The organism is Tepidibacter hydrothermalis (genome assembly GCF_029542625.1).
Classification (GTDB): Bacteria; Bacillota; Clostridia; order Peptostreptococcales; family Peptostreptococcaceae; genus Tepidibacter_A; species Tepidibacter_A hydrothermalis.
Genome location: NZ_CP120733.1, coordinates 944,284 through 969,759, shown reverse-complemented (window position 1 = coordinate 969,759; position 25,476 = coordinate 944,284). Strand labels below are relative to the sequence as shown.

General features: G+C 29.6%; 22 protein-coding genes and 1 other RNA gene. 4 read left to right on the top strand and 19 right to left on the bottom strand.

Translation table 11 applies throughout. The annotated features are described in order from the left end of the window. Window positions 1-27: 27 nt before the first annotated feature. Genes P4S50_RS04190 through P4S50_RS04180 form a run of 3 tightly spaced genes read right to left on the bottom strand, consistent with a single transcriptional unit; the run spans window position 28 to window position 4,028 of the window. Window positions 28-2,073: a methyl-accepting chemotaxis protein gene (locus P4S50_RS04190; protein WP_277733307.1), complete on the bottom strand. Its 2,046-nt coding sequence runs from the start codon at window positions 2,071-2,073 to the stop codon at window positions 28-30. Window positions 2,074-2,098: 25 nt separating this feature from the next. Next, window positions 2,099-2,587, bottom strand: coding sequence for a chemotaxis protein CheW (locus P4S50_RS04185; RefSeq protein WP_277733306.1), 489 nt, complete (start codon window positions 2,585-2,587; stop codon window positions 2,099-2,101). Then, a complete protein-coding gene (locus P4S50_RS04180; RefSeq protein ID WP_277733305.1) occupies window positions 2,574-4,028 on the bottom strand; it encodes a CheR family methyltransferase in 1,455 nt (484 codons plus the stop codon). Before P4S50_RS04180 ends, P4S50_RS04185 begins: the two co-directional genes overlap by 14 nt. 324 nt (window positions 4,029-4,352) lie before the next feature. Between P4S50_RS04180 and P4S50_RS04175 the strand changes: the two genes are divergently transcribed. The 3 genes from P4S50_RS04175 to P4S50_RS04165 all read left to right on the top strand — a co-directional run bounded on the left by P4S50_RS04175 (window position 4,353) and on the right by P4S50_RS04165 (window position 6,920). Further along, the gene (locus P4S50_RS04175; protein WP_277733304.1) at window positions 4,353-4,643 is read left to right on the top strand and encodes a hypothetical protein; all 291 of its coding nucleotides are present in this window, start codon (window positions 4,353-4,355) and stop codon (window positions 4,641-4,643) included. Window positions 4,644-5,003: 360 nt separating this feature from the next. After that, entirely contained in the window at window positions 5,004-5,576 is a 573-nt protein-coding gene (locus tag P4S50_RS04170) for a DNRLRE domain-containing protein (protein WP_277733303.1), read from the top strand. Between the two features lie 324 nt (window positions 5,577-5,900). After that, window positions 5,901-6,920 carry a 3-oxoacyl-[acyl-carrier-protein] synthase III C-terminal domain-containing protein gene (locus tag P4S50_RS04165; protein ID WP_277733302.1) on the top strand — a complete coding sequence of 340 codons (1,020 nt, stop codon included), beginning with the start codon at window positions 5,901-5,903 and terminating at the stop codon, window positions 6,918-6,920. Window positions 6,921-6,966: 46 nt separating this feature from the next. Here P4S50_RS04165 and ssrA read toward each other — a convergent pair. The 14 genes from ssrA to rpoN form a co-directional block, all read right to left on the bottom strand. Next, window positions 6,967-7,316: a transfer-messenger RNA gene (ssrA, locus tag P4S50_RS04160) on the bottom strand. A gap of 5 nt (window positions 7,317-7,321) precedes the next feature. Then, window positions 7,322-7,780 (bottom strand): SsrA-binding protein SmpB, encoded by a 459-nt coding sequence (smpB, locus tag P4S50_RS04155; protein ID WP_277733301.1) that lies wholly within the window; start codon window positions 7,778-7,780, stop codon window positions 7,322-7,324. Window positions 7,781-7,864: 84 nt separating this feature from the next. Then, window positions 7,865-10,012 (bottom strand): ribonuclease R, encoded by a 2,148-nt coding sequence (gene rnr, locus P4S50_RS04150; RefSeq protein WP_277733299.1) that lies wholly within the window; start codon window positions 10,010-10,012, stop codon window positions 7,865-7,867. A 136-nt stretch (window positions 10,013-10,148) separates the two neighbouring features. Next, window positions 10,149-10,322, bottom strand: coding sequence for a LiaF transmembrane domain-containing protein (locus P4S50_RS04145; RefSeq protein ID WP_277733297.1), 174 nt, complete (start codon window positions 10,320-10,322; stop codon window positions 10,149-10,151). Window position 10,323: 1 nt separating this feature from the next. After that, window positions 10,324-10,734, bottom strand: coding sequence for a PspC domain-containing protein (locus P4S50_RS04140; protein WP_277733295.1), 411 nt, complete (start codon window positions 10,732-10,734; stop codon window positions 10,324-10,326). A 211-nt stretch (window positions 10,735-10,945) separates the two neighbouring features. Further along, complete coding sequence (locus P4S50_RS04135; protein ID WP_277733294.1) at window positions 10,946-12,964, bottom strand: sodium-translocating pyrophosphatase; 2,019 nt, start codon at window positions 12,962-12,964, stop codon at window positions 10,946-10,948. Between the two features lie 173 nt (window positions 12,965-13,137). Then, window positions 13,138-13,365 (bottom strand): preprotein translocase subunit SecG, encoded by a 228-nt coding sequence (gene secG / locus P4S50_RS04130; protein WP_277733293.1) that lies wholly within the window; start codon window positions 13,363-13,365, stop codon window positions 13,138-13,140. A 298-nt stretch (window positions 13,366-13,663) separates the two neighbouring features. Beyond that, window positions 13,664-14,953 carry a phosphopyruvate hydratase gene (gene eno, locus P4S50_RS04125; protein WP_277733292.1) on the bottom strand — a complete coding sequence of 430 codons (1,290 nt, stop codon included), beginning with the start codon at window positions 14,951-14,953 and terminating at the stop codon, window positions 13,664-13,666. 47 nt (window positions 14,954-15,000) lie between these two features. Continuing rightward, complete coding sequence (gene gpmI, locus P4S50_RS04120) at window positions 15,001-16,530, bottom strand: 2,3-bisphosphoglycerate-independent phosphoglycerate mutase (RefSeq protein ID WP_277733291.1); 1,530 nt, start codon at window positions 16,528-16,530, stop codon at window positions 15,001-15,003. Window positions 16,531-16,543: 13 nt separating this feature from the next. Then, window positions 16,544-17,290, bottom strand: a complete 747-nt coding sequence (tpiA, locus tag P4S50_RS04115) for a triose-phosphate isomerase (RefSeq protein WP_277733289.1) — start codon at window positions 17,288-17,290, stop codon at window positions 16,544-16,546. 20 nt (window positions 17,291-17,310) lie between these two features. Next, the gene (locus tag P4S50_RS04110; RefSeq protein ID WP_416390139.1) at window positions 17,311-18,510 is read right to left on the bottom strand and encodes a phosphoglycerate kinase; all 1,200 of its coding nucleotides are present in this window, start codon (window positions 18,508-18,510) and stop codon (window positions 17,311-17,313) included. Window positions 18,511-18,653: 143 nt separating this feature from the next. Beyond that, window positions 18,654-19,658, bottom strand: coding sequence for a type I glyceraldehyde-3-phosphate dehydrogenase (gap, locus tag P4S50_RS04105; protein ID WP_277733288.1), 1,005 nt, complete (start codon window positions 19,656-19,658; stop codon window positions 18,654-18,656). Window positions 19,659-19,710: 52 nt separating this feature from the next. Continuing rightward, window positions 19,711-20,733: a sugar-binding transcriptional regulator gene (locus tag P4S50_RS04100; RefSeq protein WP_277733287.1), complete on the bottom strand. Its 1,023-nt coding sequence runs from the start codon at window positions 20,731-20,733 to the stop codon at window positions 19,711-19,713. A 194-nt stretch (window positions 20,734-20,927) separates the two neighbouring features. Continuing rightward, on the bottom strand, window positions 20,928-22,268 hold the full coding sequence (gene rpoN / locus P4S50_RS04095; RefSeq protein WP_277733285.1) for an RNA polymerase factor sigma-54: 1,341 nt from the start codon (window positions 22,266-22,268) through the stop codon (window positions 20,928-20,930). A gap of 297 nt (window positions 22,269-22,565) precedes the next feature. Here rpoN and safA point away from each other — a divergent pair, with 297 nt between their 5' ends. Next, a complete protein-coding gene (safA, locus tag P4S50_RS04090) occupies window positions 22,566-23,186 on the top strand; it encodes a SafA/ExsA family spore coat assembly protein (protein ID WP_277733283.1) in 621 nt (206 codons plus the stop codon). A 311-nt stretch (window positions 23,187-23,497) separates the two neighbouring features. Here safA and P4S50_RS04085 read toward each other — a convergent pair whose 3' ends face one another. Both P4S50_RS04085 and P4S50_RS04080 read right to left on the bottom strand, forming a co-directional pair. After that, window positions 23,498-24,055 carry a GNAT family N-acetyltransferase gene (locus P4S50_RS04085; RefSeq protein ID WP_277733282.1) on the bottom strand — a complete coding sequence of 186 codons (558 nt, stop codon included), beginning with the start codon at window positions 24,053-24,055 and terminating at the stop codon, window positions 23,498-23,500. A gap of 224 nt (window positions 24,056-24,279) precedes the next feature. Further along, entirely contained in the window at window positions 24,280-25,398 is a 1,119-nt protein-coding gene (locus tag P4S50_RS04080; RefSeq protein ID WP_277733281.1) for a hypothetical protein, read from the bottom strand. Window positions 25,399-25,476 lie beyond the last annotated feature (78 nt).

Here is a 25,476-nt window from a genome sequence, read left to right as displayed (position 1 = left end):
CATACTGACTAGTTGCTTTTTTAATACCTAAACCTTATATTTTTCATTTAACTGCTTAAGTCTATATCCCATCTCTTGAAGTCTATTGGTTGCCTCTTCTAATTGTTTCATACTATCAACATTTTGAATACTAGCCTCATTTATGCCTTCCATTGCAATTGCTACCTGATCCATTCCAATCAATTGCTGCTGGCTAGATGCTTCTATCTGTACAGCTGCCTGTGCAGATAGATTTATATTTTCCACAAGTTGGTTTATAGAATAACCTGCTTCACCCGCTTGCTTCATACCTGCATCAACAAGTTTTATCCCTTTTTCTGTTGTCATTACAGCTGTATTCGCAGCTTTTTGTATATCTCTTAATATATTTCTTATCTGCTTAGTACCTTGTTTTGATTGTTCTGCTAAATTTCTAATTTCCTGTGCCACTATTGAGAATCCTTTTCCATGTTCTCCCGCTTTAGCTGCTTCTATTGAAGCATTTACAGCAAGTATATTAGACTGCTCTGAAATAGTATCAACACTCTCTATAAGCTCACTTATATTCTGACTCTGCTCACTTAAACCTAGTATACTTTCTGCTATTTCTTGCATCTGACTATTGATAACATTCATTCCTTGTAATGTATCTTCTGTTGCTTTATTTCCTACTTTTGATATTTCAAGTGATTTCTTTGCATTATTTGAAACATTTTTTGTTTTTTCACTTGATACATATACCGTCTGTTTTACCTCTTCAACAGTTGCTGTCGTTTCACTAACTGCTGAAGAAGTTTGAGCTGCTCCCGTGGTAACTTGAGTAAGAGAAACTGTAATTTCATTAACAGAAGCTGCAAGTACATCTACTACATTAATAGTTTCCTTTGTTTGTTCTTTAAGATTCTTTAGCATATTCCTAATTGCTTTCGTCAAAATTCCTATTTCATCTGATCTTTTTTCTTCTTCTAATTCAACAGTTAAATCTCCTGTAGCTATCCTTGAAGCAACATTTGCCATTTTTATCAAAGGAGTTGCTATATTAGAAGATATAATAATCGAAAATATTGTTATTACTATTGCTGCAACTATCAAAATAACTGTTGTTAAATTTTTTAATTTATATACTGATTGAAATGCTTCAGCTTCATCTATTTTAACAAGTACATCCCACTTTAAACCATTAATATTTAATGGGGTATATGCAACAATCGATTCAACACCATGATAATCAAAATATGTATCAACAGCAGTCTCTCCAGTTGTTACAACAGCAGCTGTTCCTTTTGTTCTTATTTCCTTTAAAAGTATAGCTGATTTTTTTGCCTTTATTTTTTCATCTGTCTCATTTTCTACAAACCTAGTATTACTTCTTAATTTATAATCTTGTCCAATTAAAACAACTTCTCCACTCTTACCAAGTTTTAACGATTCCCAGTTATTATTATTCGATACAATTTTGTCTATTTCTTCTGTTCCCATTTTAAAAATAAGAACACCAATTTTTTGCTCTCCTTTAAAAATTGGAGAAGCTATTCCTAAAATTGGCTTTTCATTAGAAGGACTATAGAATTCATAATCTGTAATTGTTGTAAAATCTTTATCATTACTATTTCTTGCAACATCATATGCCTTTGCAATATTTGTATCTTTGTAAGGTCCAGTTAATAGATTTGTCCCAAAATCATCTTCTTTAAATGCTGAATATAAAACATTTCCACTTGAATCTACAAGCATTACATCTCCATGCCCTAATTTATCAATAAAATTTGCAAATGTTGGATTATATTTTTCATATATACCATCATAAGAACTACTATTTAATCCAATCTTAGTGAATTCTTCCATAGCTTCTACAACAGATGGCTCCTGTGCCATATAAGTAATTCTTTCTTGATTCACTTTAAAATAATCTTCTATTTCTTTTTTCTTTGTATCCCTTGTAAAAATAAGTTGGTCAGTAGCCACTTTTTGTAAAGATTTTTCTGATTTATAATAGCTTAATTCTCCTATAGTAATAGCCGGTATAATAGCTACTATTAAAAAGCATATGATTAACCTTGATTTTAAGCTTTTAATCAATTTTTTCTTTATCATATTTATGTTCTCTCCCTTCAAATGATTAAATTACATCTTCATTAACAATAATTTTTTCATCCATCATTATATTTTTTATATTTAAAACAATACTTCTTTCTTTTGTTATTCCTTTAAAATAGTTAGTATTAAAATTAGTTATAGTTAAAACATTTTTTTGTATTTCTGATAAAACAATGTCCCGACATCCTAAAATCCCATCTACAGCTATTCCAACTTCTATTTCATCACAATTTACAACAATTACTTTTTTTACTTTATCTTCATGTACTTTTTTCATAGTAAAACCTAAAAAATTTCTTATATCTATTACTGATATTATTTTTCCTCTAAAATTCATTATCCCTACTATAAATGCAGGTGTACAAGGAAGCATAGTAACATTTTTTATAGAATACACCTCATTTACATATCCAATTTCAATAGCATATCTTTGATTGGAATCATCCTCACTTATCACAAATTCTAAAATCTCAGTAATTTCAAATCTTCCTTTCTCATTACACTTTTCCATAGAAATCTCCCTTATGGTCTATATTTTTAATCATACACTTTAATACGCCCACTGTCATTTCTTCTGAATAAGGAACTATATCGTCCTCATTTAAATTATCAAGTAATACAAGTGTATTTTTAAAATTTTTAGATGCTTGAATATATTTATCTTGTTTTAAATTTAAATTCCCTAAATCAAAATAAGCCATAATAAAGTTATGATCAAGATAAATAACTTTTTTTAACGATATAACAGCTTCATTAATATCTCCTTGCTCTTGCTGAATACTCGCAAGAAGATAATAATAAAAAGGATTTATTTTATCAACGGAAATAGCTTTTTTACACCATTCAATAGCTTCTTCAAGTTTCCCCTCATTAGCAAAAGAACGAGCTATTGTTTCAAATTCCTGAGCTTCCATTTCCTGTGAATCTAGTTTCTCTTTCTTTGGTAATTCATTCTTACTTTTTATTGTAATAACATTATTTATTTGTAAATTCTCACGATATTCAATCATCTCATTTTTCATTATTTCATTTTGCATTATCAAGTTTTCATCTATAATAATATTATTAAAAACATTATTATCAAATGACTTTGATATATTATTTTTTGTAATGTTTTTATTGTATAAAAACATATCATTAATATTTACAGGTATAAAAGAAGTATCATTAAGAAATAAACTTTCAGTAGGTGCTACAACAAGCCAACCTCCATCTACAATATTATTGTAGAAACGATTAATTATCTTACTAGCCTGATATTTACTAAAATATATAAGAACATTTCTACAAAATACAATATCACTATTATTCATAATTTTACCATCTAATATATAATTTGAATCAGCCAAATTTAAACTATAAAATTTTACAAGTTTTAATATATCATCCTTAAGTTTGTAACTCATATCATCCATTCTAATAAAATACTTATTTTTAATACTTAAGTCTACACCTCTAAAAGACCACTCACTATATATTCCTTTTTTAGCTTTACTAAGAGATGAATGATTTATATCAGTAGCAATAATTTCAATATCCCATTCTTCATAATCAGGAATAAGTTCTTTAACTAAAATTGCTATTGAATACGCTTCTTCACCAGAAGAGCAACCTGCACTCCAAATTTTCAAACTTTTGCTAGAATATTTTCTATCATTAATTATATCTGGCAATATTCTTTGTCTCATTACATCAAATAATTTTTTATCTCTAAAAAAATACGTTTCTCCAATAGTAAGACAATTAACTAAATTCTTTAAATCTTCCTTAGACAATTTATTTGACAATATTAAATTTATATATTCTTCAAGACCAATATTTTTTTGTTTTGCTGCATTGGATATACTTCTTATGAGATCATTAAATCTTTTTTCTGTAAAGTGTAAACCAAACCTTGTTTCTATAAAGTTATTTATATTATTAAGACTACTTTTTGAAATATTGTTGACCATTTTTATCCCTCTACTTAATTTTTTAAATTTTAATTTATAACTAATACTTACTTTTTATTATATATCATATTAAATGTCGCATAAATGTTTTTTTAGCATTCTAAAACGAGGATACTAATTTACTTGTATACAGTCTTGAATTTTTTAATAGCTATAAAAATATATGTTTTTCTATTGAGATTTTTTGTGATAATCAAAAATTGCTTTGAATCTATTCTATTTACACATTATAAATTTAAATTAAGTAACTAAATCGTACAATCTTTAATAATATGTATCAGGGATAAGGATCCCTAATATTATTAAGAAAGGTAAGTGAAATATATGTCTGTTTTTACATTTGATGTAGCCGTAAAAAGCACTCCTCAAAATAGAGTTGAAGTAACAATTACTAGTGGTACTCTTGCTAAGGGATTTACTTATTATTTTATTGCAACTGCAAACGATGGTACTGATACTTATTATGGCGAAACTCATAAAATGGATTTAACTGCTGAAGCAGCTGATATTGATCTAAGTACAGCCAATGAAGCTCTTCCAATTATTCCTCTTGATCCTGACTTTGCTGGTAGTATAACCGCTGATAATGTAAGTGTTTATATTTCTTATAAATGATAAATAAAAAGATTTGAAGCATATTGCTTCAAATCTTTTTTCTAAAATATATTAACTTGAACATATTTTTCTTATATACATATGTTAATAATATAAAAAATTCACTTTATGCTAACGCATAGCTCATGTCGCCAACGAGTCCTACGGGCTCCGTTGCTCAAAATAGTTGGTACTGCACTACTTCGAGCGATGTTATCCACAACTTGAAAATCATATAGTTTCCTATACAGTAAAAAAGTTCTACTCTAAAGAATCTTGAATGTAAACTTTTTTGAAATTCGTAACGGTAATTATACTTATCAATAATTAAAATAAGAATATAATTTCCTACTCATTATAAAAAAATAGAGGTGGTAATAAATGAGAAATATCATTATACCTGCTAGCAAAAGCTTAACTGTATCAAATAAATTTCCAAATAAAAATCTAAATGATGAGACTATAAGCATTGGCAATGATGGGACATATTATTACCACAGTTATCTTTTTTTTGATATTTCTGCTCTTCCAGATAATATTTCAATACATTCAGCTGAAATTGCTTTATTTAAAGTTGAAGATTTCTTTGATTGTTATACTGTAAAATTTTCTATATATCCAATACTAGATTATTTTAGTGATTTTACAACCTGGGAAAATCATCCTAGAGTAGATATGAACGTTAAGAAGAATTTTATCCCACTTACCTGCAATGTATGTTCTGAAATAGATATAACAGATATTGTAATCATGTGGTCAAATAATACTTTAATAAACAAAGGCTTGTTTTTAGTTGGTGATTTTACAAAACCATCCTTAACATCATTTGGTTCTGCTTTAAATAAAGACACTTATCTAATTCCTTTTTTAAGAATATCTTTTAAAGAATTACGTTCTGTAACTCCATCTAATAGACTACCATTTTTTAAACTTGCCTATGAAGTTAAATCTTAAATATTATATAAAAAACTTAATTTAGATAAAGCTTTTACTTCAACTTAATTTTAGTTGCATGCTATTTTTTTAACAATATCAAACGCATAGTTCATTACCTCAACGAGTTTTCTTTTTTAAAAGTGGAAAATCATATAATTCTTTTTATAATTATTAACATTCTATCATATCTGTAGTATAATATTGAAATAAATGTATTTTATGTAATTTTTTGTAAAAAATAATAATTTCAACTCAAATCGTTTAATTATTATTTTTTCGCATTACATAAAGTATCATTACTAATACTTAAAATATAATTAAAGCAAACGGGGGATGAAATATATGCAAACTTATATAAGTAAACCTGAAGTAGGATTTCCCAAATTAGAAATTAAAAACAATGCAGAAATGATGGAAATCTTAGGATTACAGGATTCTAGAAAACTAAGAATTTTGTTCAAAAAAGGTGGTATAGACAAAAAATTTTCTACATACAATTTCAAAGAAAATAAATACAATGAGGATATGACAAAAATGTGTTTTAAATCAATAAAAAAGCTCTTTATAAATAATAAAATTACAGCTAAAGATATAGATTGTATAATAACTTGTTCTAATTCAGTTGACCAACAATTACCAGGATTGAGTAGTAGATTATTCTCAGAAATAGATTTTAATAAAAGTATTCACAACTATCCTATATTCGGTTTAGGCTGTGGTTCATTTATTTCAGCAATAAATTTATCAAAAACATTATTAAAAGATGATAACATAAATAATATATTAGTTGTATGTTGTGAAGCTCAAGCTATAACATATCTCGATAACTTAGATCCTAATGATAATGGACAACTAATGTCATTGACAATATTCGGTGATGGTGCTTCTTCAACATTAATTACTAAAGATAATTCATTTAATAATAATTGCCTTCAAGTTATAGATACTAAAATCTCAACTCATTATAGCAACAGTATGTCAATGGCGAATAATAAAATTCATCTTGATGAAAAACTTCTTGAGAACATCTCACCACATATATATAAATTAGTTTCTTCTTTACTTGAAGAACACGATTTGAAAAAAGAAGACATTAAACATTGGGTTATGCATTCTGGAGGAAAGAAAATTTTAGCTGGAGTAAAGAAATTGTTCGACCTAAGTGATGATCAAATGCAACCTTCACTTCAAGTATATAAAGAATATGGAAATATATCATGTGCAAGTGTACCCGTGGGATTAAATAGATTATGTACATTATCAGAACAGAAAGAATACATAAAAGCCCCTGGTGATTTGGGTATAGTTCTAGGATTTGGTTCAGGATTTTTCCTTGGTGCAAGTTTAGTAAAATACTTATAAACATTAAAAAACCGTATAGATTTTTCTATACGGTTACAATCCCAATTGGTGGAGGCGAGGGGAGTCGAACCCCTGTCCGAAAGCCCTTTCCCTAAAGCTTCTACGAGTGTATCTACTATATTAAGTTCTCGTCTCTCCTAGTGCCTAGTAGCGGGCTCTAAGATCGACCAGCCTCAGTTAATCTGTCTTTAGTCAAGGCACCCTAAAGATAGGTCCCCACTTAAATGACGTTCTATTCTAACTCGTGGGCAAGCTAGGTAGAACGAGCAGCGCTATTAGGCTGCTAAAGCGTAATTATCGTTTGCGTTTATATTTAGTCCCTAGTTTTTACATGCTCTAGAGAAACATGACTCGCTACCTCAAGTTCCAAACCCCCGTCGAAACCTTTACGCCCCCATGTTTTAGTATTTGCCCGACATTTCTCTTTGAATACGTCTTTGGGCATCTTTTTTAGCTAAATCATGGCGTTTATCATAAAGCTTCTTACCTTTTGCAAGGCCTATAGATACTTTAACCTTACCTCTTTTTAAATATACACTAAGAGGTACTAATGAGTATCCCTGTTGGTTTATAAGTCCAATAAGTTTTCTTATTTCTTGTTTATGAAGTAATAACTTTCTGGGTCTAAGAGGATCTACATTAAATATATTTCCTTGTTCATATGGGCTTATATGAACTTGTTTTAAGAACACCTCTGTATTATCAATAGAAGCATATCCTTCTGCTAAGTTCAATTTACCTGCTCTTATAGACTTAACTTCTGTACCTTTGAGTTCGATACCAGCCTCATAGACTTCTTCTATAAAGTAGTTATGTCTAGCTTTTCTATTTGATGCTAAAGTTTTATTTCCTTCACCCATATTCTCACCTCTTAATACTTCAATGCTTATTGTAAAAATAATAATATCATGTATAAAGTTAATTGTCAAGATTAAGACTCGAGCTTAATCTTCTAAGCTCGAATCTTCTGATTTTACTATTGTAAGTTCTATTTCTTTAAAATCTATATTGACACTAGATACTTTAACTTTTAAAATATCTCCTATCTTATATGTTTTTTTAGTGTGCTCTCCAATTAAAACATAATTATCAGAATCAAATATATAATAGTCATCATTTAAATTAGAAAGTCTTATAAGGCCCTCTACAGTATTCTCTACTTCTACAAACATACCAAATGATGTAACACTAGATATTCTTCCTTCAAATTCCTCTCCAATTCTATCAGCCATATATTCTGCTTTTTTAAGATCTTCTACTTCTCTTTGAGCATCATCCGCTGCCCTTTCTCTTATAGATGACTGTTCTGCCGAATAAGCGACGATCTTTTTAAGAGCTTGAATTCTCTTATCATCTATTTTTCCATTTATAGCTTCTTTTATTATTCGGTGTATTTGAAGGTCTGGATATCTTCTTATAGGTGATGTGTAATGAGAATAATATTTTGCAGCAAGCCCAAAATGCCCTGAACAATCTGGTGAATATTTAGCCTGTTTTAATGATCTTAACATAAGCGTAGAAACAACCATTTCTTCGTTTTTACCCTTAATATCATTTAAAAGCATTTGTAAGCTCTTTGGATGTATTCCTTCAAGGTCACCCTTTATATGATATCCAAACGTTGCTACAAACTTATTAAACTGCTCAATTCTTTCTAAACTTGGAGTTTCATGTATTCTATAGACAAAAGGCATCTTTAGCCAGAAAAAATGTTCAGCTACTGTTTCATTACTTACAAGCATAAATTCCTCTATTATTCTATTAGCTATTCTTCTTTCATACTTCTTAATATCTAATACTTTTCCATTTTTATCAAGTATTATTTTAGCTTCTGCAAAATCAAAGTCTATAGCTCCTCTTGATGTTCTTCTCTTCATAAGAACCCTTGCAAGTTTTTCCATAGTTTTAAAATCTTCAACTAATTCACTATACTTATTTATAAGTTCTTCATCCTCATTTTCAAGTATATCAGATACATCTGTATACACCATTCTAGCCTTAGTGTTTATTACAGATTCAACTATCTCATGATTTACAACACTACCCTTATCGTCTATTTCCATAAATATAGATAAAGCAAGTCTATCTACATTTGGATTTAAACTACATAGTCCATTTGATAATTTAGTTGGAAGCATAGGAATTACTCTATCTATTAAATATACAGAAGTTCCTCTTTTTAAGGCTTCTTTATCAAGCTTACTTCCTTCTTTAACGTAATGAGTTACATCAGCTATGTGAACTCCTAATTTATAATTTCCATTATCAAGAACTTCTATTGACACAGCATCATCCAAATCCTTAGCATCTGCTCCATCTATAGTAAAAGTGGTTATATCTCTTAAATCTACTCTTCTTTGTATTTCTTCTTTCGGTACTTCATTATCTATTCTTTGAGCTTCTGCTAATACTTTATTAGGAAATTCTTCTGGTAAATCAAGTTCTCTAATTACAGATAATATATCTACACCTTTTTCACCTTTTTTACCTAGTACCTCTATTATTTTTCCCTCTGGGTTTCTTCCTTTTTTAGGCCATTGAGTTATTTCACAAACTACCTTATCTCCATGGTTTGCTCTTAACGATTCTGATTTTGGTATATATATATCCCTTGTAAACCTTTTATTATCCGCCACTACAAATCCAAAGTTTTTATTAGATTCATAAACTCCAACTACAGTCTTAATAGACCTTTCAACTATTTTTATAACTTCGCCTTCTGCACGTCTACTCTCTTTTGCTGTTTCCATTATTCTAGCTACAACCTTATCATTGTGCATAGCTCCATTTAAATGCTCTGCTGGTATAAACAGATCCTCTACTCCCTCTTCATTAGATATAACAAATCCAAATCCTCTTTGATGCATCTGAATTCTTCCAACAAATAAATTCATTTTGCTAGGAAGACCGTATCTATTTTTTTTAGTCTTATATATTTCTCCTTCTTCTTCAAGTTCATCTAAGAAATTATAAAACATAGCTCTTTCAGCTGGATGTATATCAAATATATTTGAAAGATCCTCTTTAGTTAAAGGATTGTATGCATTTTCTCTCATAAAAGTAAGTAATGTCTCTTTCATTCCTGGTACCATTTAATACCTCCTATTAAAATTGAAATTTTAATTATATTTATATGTTATCCATTTATTATTATTTTAAATACTATTTATCAATAATGTAAATTTTAACACTAAACCTTATAATATCATCTTTTTCTATATTAATACATCATTTTTTTCTATTTTTATAAATAATATCAACACCTATACCTATTAGTATTAATGGCCAAAATTTAACTAATATATCTATAGTAGATACATCTATAATGTTAAAGTTTTCTAAAGTCCATCCTATTCCTAAAAGTATAAAAAATATCCCCCAAATCAACCCACCTTTATTCACCTTAATCATCTCCCTGTTTTTTTACTATAATATATATACCAATTACAATAAAAATTATAGGCCATAATTTTTCTATATCCATCCAATATAAATACTCATCTATCAAGCTAAAAACACCTATTATAACTAATATACTTCCTAATACAACCTTATTTTTTTTAGATCTATCTTCATCGTATCTAGGCATAGCTTCATTATATGTGCTTTTATTCATATTATATTCAACAAAGCTTTCTTGTGGTATTATAACTGCACATATTATATAAGCTAAAATTCCTAATCCACCTGCAAAAAATCCTAATATCCACAAAACCCTTATTATAGTTGAATCAATATCAAAATACTTTGCCAAACCTCCGCAAACTCCAGCTAAAACCTTATCATCTATAGATCTGTAAACTTTCTTATCCATAAAACACCTTCCTTTCTCATTTGAATAAAAAATTCGCCTACTCGCTAACGCGGTGACTCTCTTCCTTTGAAGATTGTAAATGTAGACTTTTTTGAAATTCATAACGAAAATTATATTTATCCCTAACTTAAACAGGAATATAATTTCCTATTCATTATAAAAAAAGAACTATATATTATATAATATACAGTTCTTTTTAATATTCAACCATTTATTTTAATATTTTTAATAATATTCCTCCATACTGAACAAATAATGGAGCAAATACTAGTGATACTATAGTCATAAGTTTGATCAAAATATTTATAGATGGACCTGATGTATCTTTAAATGGATCTCCTACTGTATCTCCTACAACAGCTGCTTTATGAGGTTCTCCACCTTTACCTCCATGATTTCCTGCTTCTATATATTTTTTTGCATTATCCCATGCTCCACCTGCGTTTGACATCATTATAGCCATAAGTATTCCAGATACTAATGCTCCAGCTAAAAGACCTCCTAGCCCCTCTGTTCCAAGTAATAATCCTGCCAATACAGGTGATAAAACAGCAAGAATACCAGGTAACACCATTTGCTTTAGAGCTGATGCTGTAGATATATCTACACATTTTGCATAATCTGGTTTTGTAGTTCCCTCCATTATTCCAGGCATTTCTCTAAACTGTCTTCTAACTTCTTCTATCATCTCAAAAGCAGCTTTTCCTACAGCCTCCATAGTCATTGATGAGAATAAAAATGGAAGCATACCACCAATTAACATACCTGATATAACTACAGGATTAGTTATATCTATTCCACTAAGGTTTGCAGCTGCTGTATATGATGCAAATAAAGCAAGTGCTGCAAGTGCTGCTGATCCTATAGCAAATCCTTTTCCAATAGCCGCTGTAGTATTTCCAACAGAATCTAATTTATCAGTTATACCTCTAACATCACTTGGAAGTTCACACATTTCTGCTATTCCACCTGCATTATCAGCTATAGGTCCATATGCATCTACAGCTATTGTCATTCCAGCAGTTGATAGCATACCTACAGACGCAAGTGCTATCCCATAAATCCCTAATACAGAATAAGACAATAATATTCCAAACGCCATAACCATTATAGGCCATAATGTAGATTTCATTCCAACAGCAAGACCAGATATTATAGTCGTGGCAGGACCTGTTTCAGATTGATTTGCAATTTTTTGTACATGAGAATAGTCACTAGATGTATATATTTCAGTTAATTGACCTATACACATTCCGACTATTATACCTATCAACACTACCCAAAAACCCTTTAAATCTCCTAACAAATTATTTGATAATACAATTCCAAAACCCATAGTTAAAATTGACGATACATAGGTTCCCATTTTAAGTGCTTTATGAGGATCACTCTTTTCATCCGCTTTTACAAAGAATGTACCTATTATACTTCCTATTATTCCACCTGCCGATAATAATAAAGGAAATATAGCTCCGTTTATACCATATGCTATAAGACCAAGTGTTATAGCAGCTATTAATGATCCTACATATGATTCAAATAAATCAGCACCCATACCTGCAACATCACCTACATTATCACCTACATTATCAGCTATAACAGCAGGATTTCTAGGATCATCTTCTGGTATTCCCGCTTCCACTTTACCCACAAGGTCAGCGCCTACATCGGCAGCCTTTGTATATATACCGCCTCCAACACGCCCAAATAATGCAAGAGAAGACGCACCAAGACCAAATCCTGTCAGTATCTTTGCTGATTCAGATGGATCATTTCCTAATTTATAAAGAATTAAAAATAAAAATCCAACTCCTAAAATCCCAAGACCTACTACTGTCATTCCCATTACAGCTCCACCTGAAAATGCAATACTCAATGCCTTATTCATTCCATCTTTTTTAGCTGCATTTGCAGTTCTTACATTTGCCTTTGTTGCAACCTTCATTCCAAAGAACCCTGCAAATGTAGAAAATAATGCTCCTACTAAAAAACATACTCCAGTAAGTGGGTTTATAAATAAGCATAATACTATAAATATAGATGCTACAAATAAAACCAAACTCTTGTACTCCCTAGTGAGAAAAGCCATCGCACCTTCCTGTATGTACGAAGAAATTTCTTTCATCCTGTTAGTACCAACCTCTACCTTGTTAATCTTATTTGCTAGTATAAATGCAAATATCAAGGCGATAATACCTGAAATTGATGCAATGCCGGCATATGAGATCATTTCAACATCCCCTTTCAAGATTAATTTTAGCTTTTAAATAGCTATATTAAGTTTATATTATTTTATTTGTCCCATTATGATATCTAATTTCCTTAAAAATTAAAAATGACGCTTATTAAAATACCTTAAAGGTATTTTAATAAGCGTCATTTTTAATTAAGTAATAGATAAAACTATTGTATAGCAACTAATGCTAATGCTACTATTATAAATAAAGTTGCACAAACTGATGTTATCTTTGAAAACAAAGCATCTAAACCTCTTGCTTTAGTTCCAACAACTTGTTCTGCCCCTCCTGCTATACTTCCAGAAAGACCTGCACTTTTTCCTGATTGAAGTAATACACTTACAATCAATACTATACTAGTTATAAGTTGAATTACCATTAAAAAAGTTTTCATGCTACACCTCCTCCATTTTAAGCTAAATTAATATAGTTAGTTTAACATATATAAATTAATCCTTCAATAAAAAAAATTCGTCTACTAGCTAACGCGGTGACTCATGTCGCCAACGATCCCTAACAGGCTCCGTTCTCAAAATTCGCTACGCTCATCACATCAACAAGTCTTACGACTCTGTTACTTAAAAATAGTTGTAATTATAGTTCTTTAATCAATGCTATCTACAAAACAAAAATATTATAGTTTCCTTAAATATAAAATAGGAAGGATATATATCCTCCCTATAATTTTTAGATTATTTTAAGTTAAAGAAAGCGTTCATTCCAGGGTATTGAGCTACTTCGCCAACTATTTCTTCAATTCTTAATAATTGATTGTACTTAGCGACTCTATCAGTTCTACAAGGAGCACCAGTCTTGATTTGTCCTGCATTAAGTGCAACAGCTAAATCAGCTATAATAGTATCTTCAGTTTCTCCTGATCTATGAGATATAACAGCTGTATATCCAGCTCTATTAGCCATTTGTATAGCATCTAAAGTCTCAGTTAAAGTTCCTATTTGGTTAAGCTTTATAAGTATAGAGTTTGATATACCATTTTCTATACCTTTTGATAATCTCTCAGTGTTAGTAACGAATAAATCATCTCCAACTAATTGAATCTTGTTACCTAATTTTTCAGTAAGTAACTTCCATCCATCCCAATCATCTTCGTCTAATGCATCTTCAAGAGATATTATTGGGTATTTTTCAACTAAGCTAGCATAGAAATCTACCATTTCTTCAACAGATAACTCTCTTCCTTCTCCAGCTAATACATACTTCTTAGTCTCTTTGTTGTAGAACTCTGTAGCAGCTGCATCTATAGCTATTCTAATATCTTTTCCTGGCTCATATCCAGAAGCTTTAACAGCTTCAACTATTACTTGTAAAGCCTCTTCATTTGATGCTAAGTTTGGAGCAAATCCTCCCTCGTCACCTACACCAGTTCCAAGTCCTTTTTCTTGTAATACTTTCTTTAAGTTGTGATATACTTCAGCACACATTCTTAAAGCCTCTTTGAAACAACAAGCTCCAACAGGCATAATCATGAATTCTTGAATATCAACGTTATTATCAGCATGCTCTCCACCATTTAATATGTTCATCATTGGAACTGGAAGTTGCTTTGCATTTACTCCACCAATATATTGGAATAACGGAAGTCCTAATTCCTCAGCAGCAGCTCTAGCTACAGCCATAGAAACTCCAAGAATTGCATTAGCTCCTAATTTTCCTTTGTTCTTAGTTCCATCAAGATCTATTAAAAGATTATCTATTCCTACTTGATCAAATACATTCATATCATGAAGTTCTGGAGCTATTATGTTGTTTACATTATCAACAGCTTTAGTAACTCCTTTACCTAAGTATCTTCCTTTATCTCCATCTCTAAGTTCAACAGCTTCAAAAGCTCCAGTAGAAGCTCCAGATGGAACTATTGCTCTTCCTACTTCTCCACTTTCAAGCATTACCTCAACCTCAACAGTTGGATTTCCTCTTGAATCTAATATCTCTCTAGCGTATACTTCTTGAATAAAACTCATATTTGTTTCTCCTCTCCAAATTAACAAATTTATTTTATTATTATGTTTTACTTTTTTATAAGAAGACTGTTACCAGTCATTTCTTCAGGTTTTTCTATGTTCATATTATCAAGTAAAGTAGGTGCTAAATCACAAAGTCTACCACCATCTCTTAACTTAACATCTTCATTAGTTACAAATATACATGGAACTTCATTTGTAGAGTGTGCAGTAACTGTATTTCCATTTTCATCACACATATACTCAGCATTTCCATGATCTGCTGTAATTATAGCATTTCCACCTAATGAAACTATTTTGTCTATTATTTTTCCAAGACATTCATCTATAGTTTCAACAGCTTTGACAGCAGCATCTACAACCCCTGTATGTCCTACCATATCTGGGTTTGCATAATTTAAAACTATAAAGTCATATTTATCTTCATCAAGTCTTTGAAGTAGATTTTCTGTAACTTCATAAGCTGACATCTCAGGTTTTAAATCATAAGTTGCAACCTTCGGTGATGGTATTAAACATCTATCTTCTCCTTTATTAGGATCTTCTACTCCTCCATTAAAGAAGAATGTAACATGGGCATATTTTTCAGTTTCTGCAATTCTAAGTTGTTTTATACTCTTAGAGCTTAAGTATTCACCTAATGTATTACTAAGTTTTTGAGGCTTAAATGCAATATTTACTTCGTCTATAGTTATATCGTACTGAGTCATACAAACAAATACAGTATCTATATAATCTCTTTTAAAGCCATCAAATTCTTTTGATGCTATACTTCTTGTTATTTGTCTTGCTCTATCTGGTCTAAAGTTAAAAAATACGATTGAATCATTTTCTTCTATCTTAGCTATTGGCTTATCATCTTCAAGTACTACAGTAGGAAGTACAAATTCATCAGTTTTATTATCGTTATATGCTTTTTCAACTGCTTCCTTTGCACTGTTTGCTGTTTCTCCCTGAGATAAAACCATACTATTATATCCAAGTTCAATTCTTTCCCATCTTTTATCTCTATCCATTGAATAGTATCTTCCAGAAACTGTAGCTATTTTACCTACTCCTATTTCCTTCATGTACTCTTCTATTTCATCTATATATTTAACTGCACTTTTAGGATCTGTATCTCTTCCATCTAAAATTGCATGTACGTATACTTTTTCAAGACCTTCTTTTTTAGCAAATTCTAGAAGTCCTTTTAGATGGTCTATGTGAGAATGTACTCCTCCATCAGATAAAAGACCCATTATATGAAGATTTTTATTGTTTTCCTTTGAATTATTCATAGCTTTTAATAATTCTTCATTTTTAAATAAATCTCCATCTTCTATAGATTTTGTTATTCTAGTAAGCTCTTGGTATACTATTCTTCCTGCTCCAATATTTAAGTGCCCAACCTCTGAATTTCCCATTTGTCCTTCTGGAAGTCCCACATATTGTCCACTTGTTTTTATTGAAGTATAAGGGTATTTTTTTATATATTCGTCCATATTAGGAGTTTTAGCTTTGTTTATTGCATTTCCTAAATCTGAATTATTGATACCCCAACCATCTAATATTATTAAAGCTGTAGGCTTTTTCATGTCTATCAACTCCTTAGAAATTAACAAGTTCTACGTAATCTTTTGGTTGAAGACTTGCTCCACCAACTAAAGCACCATCTATATCTGATTCATTCATTATTTCTTCTACGTTTGCTGGCTTAACACTTCCACCATATTGTATTCTAACTTCTTCTGCAGTTTCCTCAGAGTACACATTAGCTACAACTTCTCTTATATAAGCTATAACATCATTAGCATCTTTACTACTAGATGTTTTTCCTGTACCTATAGCCCATATTGGCTCATAAGCTATAACTATGTCCTTTATATCTTTTTCGTCTATGTTTACTAAAGCTTTTTCAACTTGAACTTTAACTATATCCTTAGTTTTATCAGCTTCTCTTTCTTCTAAAGTTTCACCAACACAGATTATAGGATTTATTTTGTATTCTAAAGCCTTTATAACCTTCTTATTTACAGTTTCATTAGTTTCATTGAAGTATTGTCTTCTTTCAGAGTGACCTATTACAACGTAGTCAACATCTATTTCTTTTAACATAAGAGGAGATATTTCTCCAGTAAAAGCACCTTTTTCTTCAAAGTGCATATTTTGAGCACCAATTTTAATATTAGTTCCTTCAGATGCTTCTTTTAAATCCTTAAGTAAAGTAAACGGAGCACAAATAACTGCTTCAACATCAGTTCCCTTTATTTCAGATTTAACTTCATTAACAAATTCAACAGCTTCTTTTATAGTTTTATGCATTTTCCAATTTCCTGCAATGATAGGTTTTCTCATAACTACACTCCCCTTTTAAATTATTTATTATTTAAAGCTACTATTCCCGGAAGCTCTTTTCCTTCTAAGAATTCAAGTGAAGCTCCACCACCAGTAGATATGTGAGTCATTTTCTCTCCAAAGCCTAATATATTTACAGCAGCAGCACTGTCTCCACCACCAATTACAGTTGTAGCATCAGCATCTGCCATAGCCTTAGCAACTTCTATCGTTCCTTTTGCAAAGTTTTCAAACTCGAATACTCCCATAGGTCCATTCCATATAACAGTTTTAGCTTCTTTAACAGCATCAGCATATAATTTTGCAGTTTTAGGTCCTATATCAAGTCCCATAAATCCTTCTTTTATATTTTGATCTTCTGTAACAACAGGAGCTGTATCTTTATCAAACTTTTCTCCAGTAACATGGTCAACAGGCAGTAACAATCTAACTCCCTTTTCTTTTGCTTTTTTAACCATTTCCATTGAATAATCCATTTTATCTTCTTCAAGTAAAGAAGTTCCTATTCCATATCCTTGTGCTTTTAAGAATGTATAAGCCATTCCTCCACCAATTATTAAAGTATCTACTTTTTCAAGTAAGTTATTTATAACGTTTATTTTATCAGAAACCTTTGCTCCTCCAAGTATAGCTACAAAAGGTCTTACTGGAGTCTCAACAGCTTCTCCTAAGAATTTTAATTCTTTTTGAATTAAGTATCCACATGCGCTAGTTTCAACAAATTCGCTAACTCCAACAGTAGAGCAATGAGCTCTATGAGCAGTTCCAAATGCATCATTTACAAATACATCTGCTAAAGATGCTAATTCTTTCGAGAAGTTTTCTTCATTCTTAGTTTCTTCTTTTCTATATCTAGTGTTTTGAAGTAAAACTATATCTGAATCTTTCATATCAGCAACTGCTTTTTTAGCATTTTCTCCTACAACACTATTATCTGCTGCAAATACAACTTCTTTGTTTAACATTTCTGATAATCTCTTAGCTACAGGCGCTAAAGAAAGCTCCGGCTTAGCTTCTCCTTTTGGCTTACCTAGGTGAGAACATAAAATAACTTTTGCTCCATTTTCCATTAAATATTTTATAGTAGGTAAAGCTCCAACTAATCTATTCTCATCAGTTATAACACCATCTTTTAAAGGTACATTAAAGTCACATCTTACTAATACTTTTTTTCCGTTCACATCTATATTTTCTATAGTTTTTTTATTTAACATTGACATAATATACAACTCCTTTTCGCTAAAAGTATATCACATTTTCATAAAAATGTTATACTTTTTTATATTTTAATTCAAATATAAAAAGTCCTGAGTCCGTAGTATACACTACAAACCCGGACTTATTTAAAACTCAAATTATAGTATTATTTTGAAAGATTTACAAAGTGTTGTAAAGTTCTTATTAATTGAGCTGTATATGACATTTCATTATCATACCAAGAAGCAACCTTAACTAATTGCTCTCCATTAACTTCCATAACCTTAGTTTGAGTACCATCAAATAATGATCCAAATTCCATTCCGATTATATCAGAAGATACTAATGGCTCTTCAGTATATCCGTATGACTCATTAGCAGCAGCCTTCATAGCTTCATTAACTTCTTCTGCAGTTACCTTGCTTCCAAGTGTACAAACAAGTTCAGTTAATGAACCAGTTATAACTGGAACTCTTTGAGCTCCTCCATCTAATTTACCTTTAAGCTCTGGTATAACAAGACCTATAGCTTTAGCAGCTCCTGTTGATCCTGGTACTATGTTAGCAGCAGCCGCTCTAGCACGACGAAGATCTCCTTTTCTATGTGGCGCATCTAATGTATTTTGGTCATTAGTATAAGCATGTATAGTAGTCATAAATCCTTTTGTTAAATTGAATTTATCATTTAATACTTTAACCATTGGAGCTAAACAGTTAGTAGTACAAGACGCTCCTGATATAACTGTTTCTGATCCATCTAATATATCATGGTTAACGTTAAATACTACAGTCTTTAAATCACCTGTTGCTGGTGCAGATACAACAACTTTCTTAGCTCCAGCTTTGATGTGTCCCTCTGCTTTTTCTTTTGAAGTGAAGAATCCAGTACATTCAAGTACTACATCTACTCCCATTTCTCCCCAAGGTAAGTTTTCTGGGTTAGCTTCAGCAGTTACTTTTATTTCTTTTCCGTTTACAACAAAAGCTCCTTCTTTAACTTCTATTTCTCCATTGAAACGTCCTTGAGCTGAATCATACTTAAGTAAGTGAGATAATGTTTTAGCATCTGTTAAATCGTTTATTGCAACCACTTCAAATTCACTTTTGTCAAGCATTGTTCTTAATGCTAATCTACCTATTCTTCCAAATCCATTAATAGCAACTTTAATCATGTTTATTCCTCCTAGTTAATTTATATTTTAAATTATGAATTGATTTATAATATTAAATTAATTCACATATTTTATTTGCAGCACCTTCATCAGTAACTAATACTAAATCTTTTTTTATCTTTGATATAGCAAGTATAGCTTCTGCCTTTCTACTTCCTCCAACTATTCCTATAGTATTTTTTATTGCTTTGAAATTCTCAAGCTTTATACCTATAGTACTAGTCTCATATATTATTTCACCATCTCTGTTAAAATAATATCCAAAAGCTTCACCTACAGCTCCTTTTGACATTATATATTGGTAGTCAGAATCAAGCATTTTTCTTCTTCTTGCCATATCATCTGCCCTTCCAACCCCAAATACTAAAATATCTACATTCTGTATATGGTTTAATGTTTTATTTATCTCAGGCTCTAATATTAAGCTATTTAAAGTTTCTTCAGTTACATTATCTGGAACATGTAAAAGTTTATAGTTTCCTCCAAACTTTTTCCCAATTATTGCAGCTATATTGTTTGATTGTATTTCTACCTCTTTGCCAAGTCCTCCTCTAGCCGGAACTACCAAAATATTTTCATACTTTTTTGTCTCATGGCAGCAATTAGCAAACTCAAGCATAGTATTTCCGCCAGTGACTCCTATTATATAGTCATTTTTTATTATTTTAGTAAGATATTTGTAAGTTGCTTTACCTATATCTTTTATAACAAGAGAGTCATCATCAGCATTTCCAGGTAGTATTATAACTTTTTTTATGCCTAGTTTTTTCTTTATTTTTTCTTCTAACTCAGAAATACCCATTATTTCATCCATGAATACTTTCAAATCATTAAGAAGATTGAGTCCATTTTCATTTATGCTCATTCCAGAAGTATATATTTCTATAAGATCTTGTTTTTTCAAAAATTCAACCTCTGATCTCACTACTCTCTCACTCAAATCTAATTTATTTGAAAGAGATCTTCTTCCTATAGACTCATTTAATGATATTTGATTTAATATTTTGTATCTTCTATACATAACATCTAAAACTTCAGGCATTATTTTTTTCTGAATTTGTATCAATTTTTTCATAATCTCATACCTCTTAGGGTTTTTTTAGTCCCTGTGTTTATTTTATGTCCCTATATCCTTATTTTTTTAGTGGGATCTAAAATGTCCCTATCGTTTTTTTTAGTCCCACCGCTTGATTTAATTCTATACTAACATAGAAATTTTTTCAATATTTTTTTGAAATAATATTATTTTTTTTATTTTATTTTTAATGCTTAACAAAATTCTTTTCTTTTAGAAGATGATCTTATCCCTAGTTCTTCTCTGTATTTTGCAACAGTTCTTCTAGATATGTTTATATCCTTCCCTTGTAATAGAGTGCATATTTTCGAATCACTATATGGCTTTTTCTTATCTTCAGAATTTATTATTTCCTTTATTATATTTTTTATACTAGTAGACGCTATATCCTCTTGTTGATTTAATCCACTGCTGAAAAAGTATTTTAGCTCAAACATTCCATGTGGAGTTAACATATATTTTCCATTCACGCCTCTACTAACTGTTGATTCATGTATTTCTAGATCATTAGCTATATCTTTTAATATTAATTGCTTTAAATACTTATTTCCATTTTCAAAAAATTCATATTGATGTTTTAATATTTCTTTCGAAATCCTAAGTATAGTATTTTTTCTACTTTCTATATTCTTAACTAAATTAAATGCAGAATTTAATTTTTCTTTTATATACTGTTTAGCATTTTCATCATCTTGAGAATTTTTTAATATTTCTTCATAAAATTTATTTATCTTTATATGTGTAGTGTTTTTTTCATTTAGATATACTTCATATTCCGTTCCTATTTTTTCAACTATAACATCTGGTGTTATATAGTTATTTTTAGAATAAGTATATTTATTCCCAGGTTTTGGATCTAATGTTTTTATTATATTTACTATTTCGATACATTTTTCCATACTTATTTTATATTTTTTGCATACTTCTTTATATTTTTTATCCCCTAATAATTTCAAATCGTTTTCAACAACATTTTCTAGAACATCATTTTGTATATTTTTTTCTTTTAATTGAATCATTAAACATTCTTCTATATTTCTAGCTCCTATACCACTTGGTTCTAGAGTTTGAACAACCTTTAAGTTTTTCATTATATCTTCTTTAGTTGTTTTTAATGTATTTGAGACTTCTTCTATATCACTTTTAAAATATCCATGCTCATCTATTGAATCTATTATATATTCAACTATATCTTTGTCTTTTTTATTTAAATCACAATAATTTATTTGATTTTTCAAGTACTCATATAGATTCATATTATATTTAATCATATTTTCTATATTATAATCTTCATTGTCATAATTGACAGAGCTAGCTTGATTGTAAGTTCTATTGTTCATATTATCTATATATTTTTCCCAGTCTATCTTATCGTTCTTATCAACTTCTATAACAGGATTTTCTTCTCTTTCTTTAGATATAACTTCTTCTAAATCTTGAGTACTCATATTCAATATATCTAACGATTGTTTTAATTGTTTTGTAAGCACTAATTTTTGACTTTGATTTAATTCTAAACCAAAATTTATTTTCATAAAAATCCACCCTTTACATTAAACTCATATTTAATAATCTTATTATATCAAAAAAATTTTATTTAATTTTAATTTAATATTTATCTCTCTATTTTATTTATTTTTTTGTTCGCTTTAATTCCCTATTTATTTGGTTTTTTTGAAATTTTTGATATATATATTTTACTATAAATTTCAGTTTTTTTGACATACTAATTACAAGTTCAACATTTTTCTGTTTTTATCTTAAAGTTAGAAATTCATTTAGAGTAAAAACTCTATCTTAATTAAGTTTCACTTTATTAAGGAGGTTGTAAAATGATTAAAAATTTCAAATTGCATCTTTTAAGCTTTGTCTTCTTATTTATATTTGGGTGTGCAAGTATATCTTATGCAGATACCACTTATACAGTTGTTAAAGGCGATAGCATGTGGAAAATTGCTGTAAAATACGAAATTGGATTATCTGAAATAATAAGTGCTAATCCACACATTAAAAACCCAGCGCTTATATATCCAGGAAATAAACTTACTATTCCTCAAATAGACAACGTGAAAGCTGTTGAAAATGAAGTTGTAAGACTTGTAAATGTAGAGAGATCTAAGAATGGTTTAAGTCCACTTACTCAAAATTGGGAATTATCAAGAGTTGCAAGATATAAATCTCAAGATATGATAAATAAAAACTATTTTTCTCATACATCACCAACTTATGGAAGCCCATTTGATATGATGAAAAATTTCGGTATAAAATATTCAACTGCAGGAGAAAACATAGCGTACGGTCAAAGAACAGCAGCTGATGTTATGAATTCTTGGATGAACTCTCCAGGACATAGAAAGAATATATTATCTCCTAATTTTACTCAAATAGGAGTGGGTCTTGCTACTAAGTCTAATGGAACTAAGTATTGGACACAAATGTTTATAAGACCTTAAACTTTTTTGTGCTTTAAGCAAAAACAAAGGGTATTAAAATACCGTGAATGTGTTAAATATTTTTATAAAACTAAGCATTACATCTATTGAATATCCTAAAAGTTCTAAACTCACTCTGTTCAAACAACGAACTTTCTTAACGGATATTCAATCGATGTAACACAAGTTTTATACAAAAATATTTAAATCATTCTCTAACATTTTAATATCCTTTATTTTGTATGTAGTAGTTAAATTATATTATCCGATTAAATGAATCACATGTTCCCATGCATATTCTTTATCTAAAAACTATATAAAAGCATTTTAAATCATATAAATTCGTCAGTTCTCTTCCACTCAATATCTAACATACTGTAAACAACATGACTTACGTAATGATCGTACAGCCATTCTGCTTCTCTTAATATTCCTTCATTCTTAAAACCTAATCGCTCTGGTATTCCCATACTTTTTACATTGCCTTCTGCACATCGTATCTCAACTCTATGTAATCCTAACTCTGAAAAAGCATAATCAACCATAGATTTACAAGCTCTTGTCATTATGCCAAGATCAGTAAACTCATAACCTAACCAATATCCAATACTCACTTTTTTATGTAACCAATTTACTTCGTGGTATCCAATAGCACCTGCAAAATCACCTCTATACCATATACCAGCTGTAAAACCTTCATTATTAGCAAACTGCTGAAGAGATGATTTAATAAATTTATTGACGTCTTCAACTCTAGTAGTATTGTCTAACCACGGTAGCCATCGTCTTAAATAACTTCTATTATTATCAATCAATAGATAATCTTCTTCTATATGTCTGTATTCTAAAATTTTCAATTCAATCTCTTCGTCTATTATTCTTTTAAACATTATTTATCTTTAGCGAGATAGTTTATGCATAACCAAAATTCTCGATAAATCATTTTAAGTCAATAGGTAAATTATACAAGAAAAATTAATTTAATAACTATTTTCTATTTTTGAACTTAATTTTAACATGTAGCTCAAACTACCATTCAGGTGTTTTTTTTATTTTAAGAAAATTGTTCTTTTATTTTTAGCAGAATATCTCAAATAGATTTTTACTATTATGATTATTCTTCTATGTCATCCATATAAAAAGGTATATATATATATACATCATTTTGGCATTTTATTTCTTCTGGTGGAGATCCATCCCTATAAAATTTATCAAGATCTGCATCATACAAGAAAAAATTTTGTGCAGTATCTGAGCTACGACTCAATGTTATGCAATATTTATTATTTGAATAATCAAATTCCCAAACATGAACTTGATATAAAAATTTATTAGGAGCGTCTTTTAGGGCTAAATTATTATCATCCTTATTTTTGTTATGGATAAAAAATCGATCTATAAATAAATTCTCTACCTCAATAAAATCATGATTAACTTCTTCTGCTTCGTTATAATCGTAAGATTGCGTATCATAATAAAAATATACATTATTTTTATTGAGTACAGCATGATAATAGGTAGCTACTGTATCTGTCTTTCGTGAAAGTAATATTAAATATGCTTTTGATTTATCATCATATGTAATAGGATTTAAACAATAAAAATCCTCATCGTATTTAGGATGTTTATTTTGATTATATGGGCTGCGAAAATAGTAATAATCTGATGAATTATCTTTTTTTATAAGTCTTGCCTTTAATGCATTTAATACAAGTTTTGCTTCATCACCATACTTTTGAATATCAATTTGTTCATCATCTAAGAAAATTTTTGAAATACACTTTCCCTCTTTATCACCTATAATTCTAATTGATTTTTGGTCAATACCTCTTATTTCAAAATTCCAAAAACCATTGTCCTTTAGCATGGATAAATATGTTCCATCTAAATAATAATTAATAACTTTATCTTTTGATACAGTTGCATGATTTACATAAAATATTGGATATGTTTTTTGTTTTGTTAGTTCGATTTTTAATAGTTCTCCCTTATAAAAAAATTTTTTAATTGAATGATTCCAATTTTCTATGTCTATAATAGTTTGAGTATTATTGCTTGAAATTTTTTCATCTGAATTACCTACACTTGTTATTTGTACATTTGATTTGTTATTTTTAGAAGCCTTAACGTCATTAGAATTATGTGACATCACAGCATCATTATTATTACATGCAGTTAATACCCCTAAGAATACGAAAATCACTAATATCAATATAGTTTTTTTCTTTTTCATATTTTCTTCTCCCTTATTTTGTTAATCTTTACTACTTTTATTGCTAATCCCCACTTTCAATAATATAGGTGAATTATA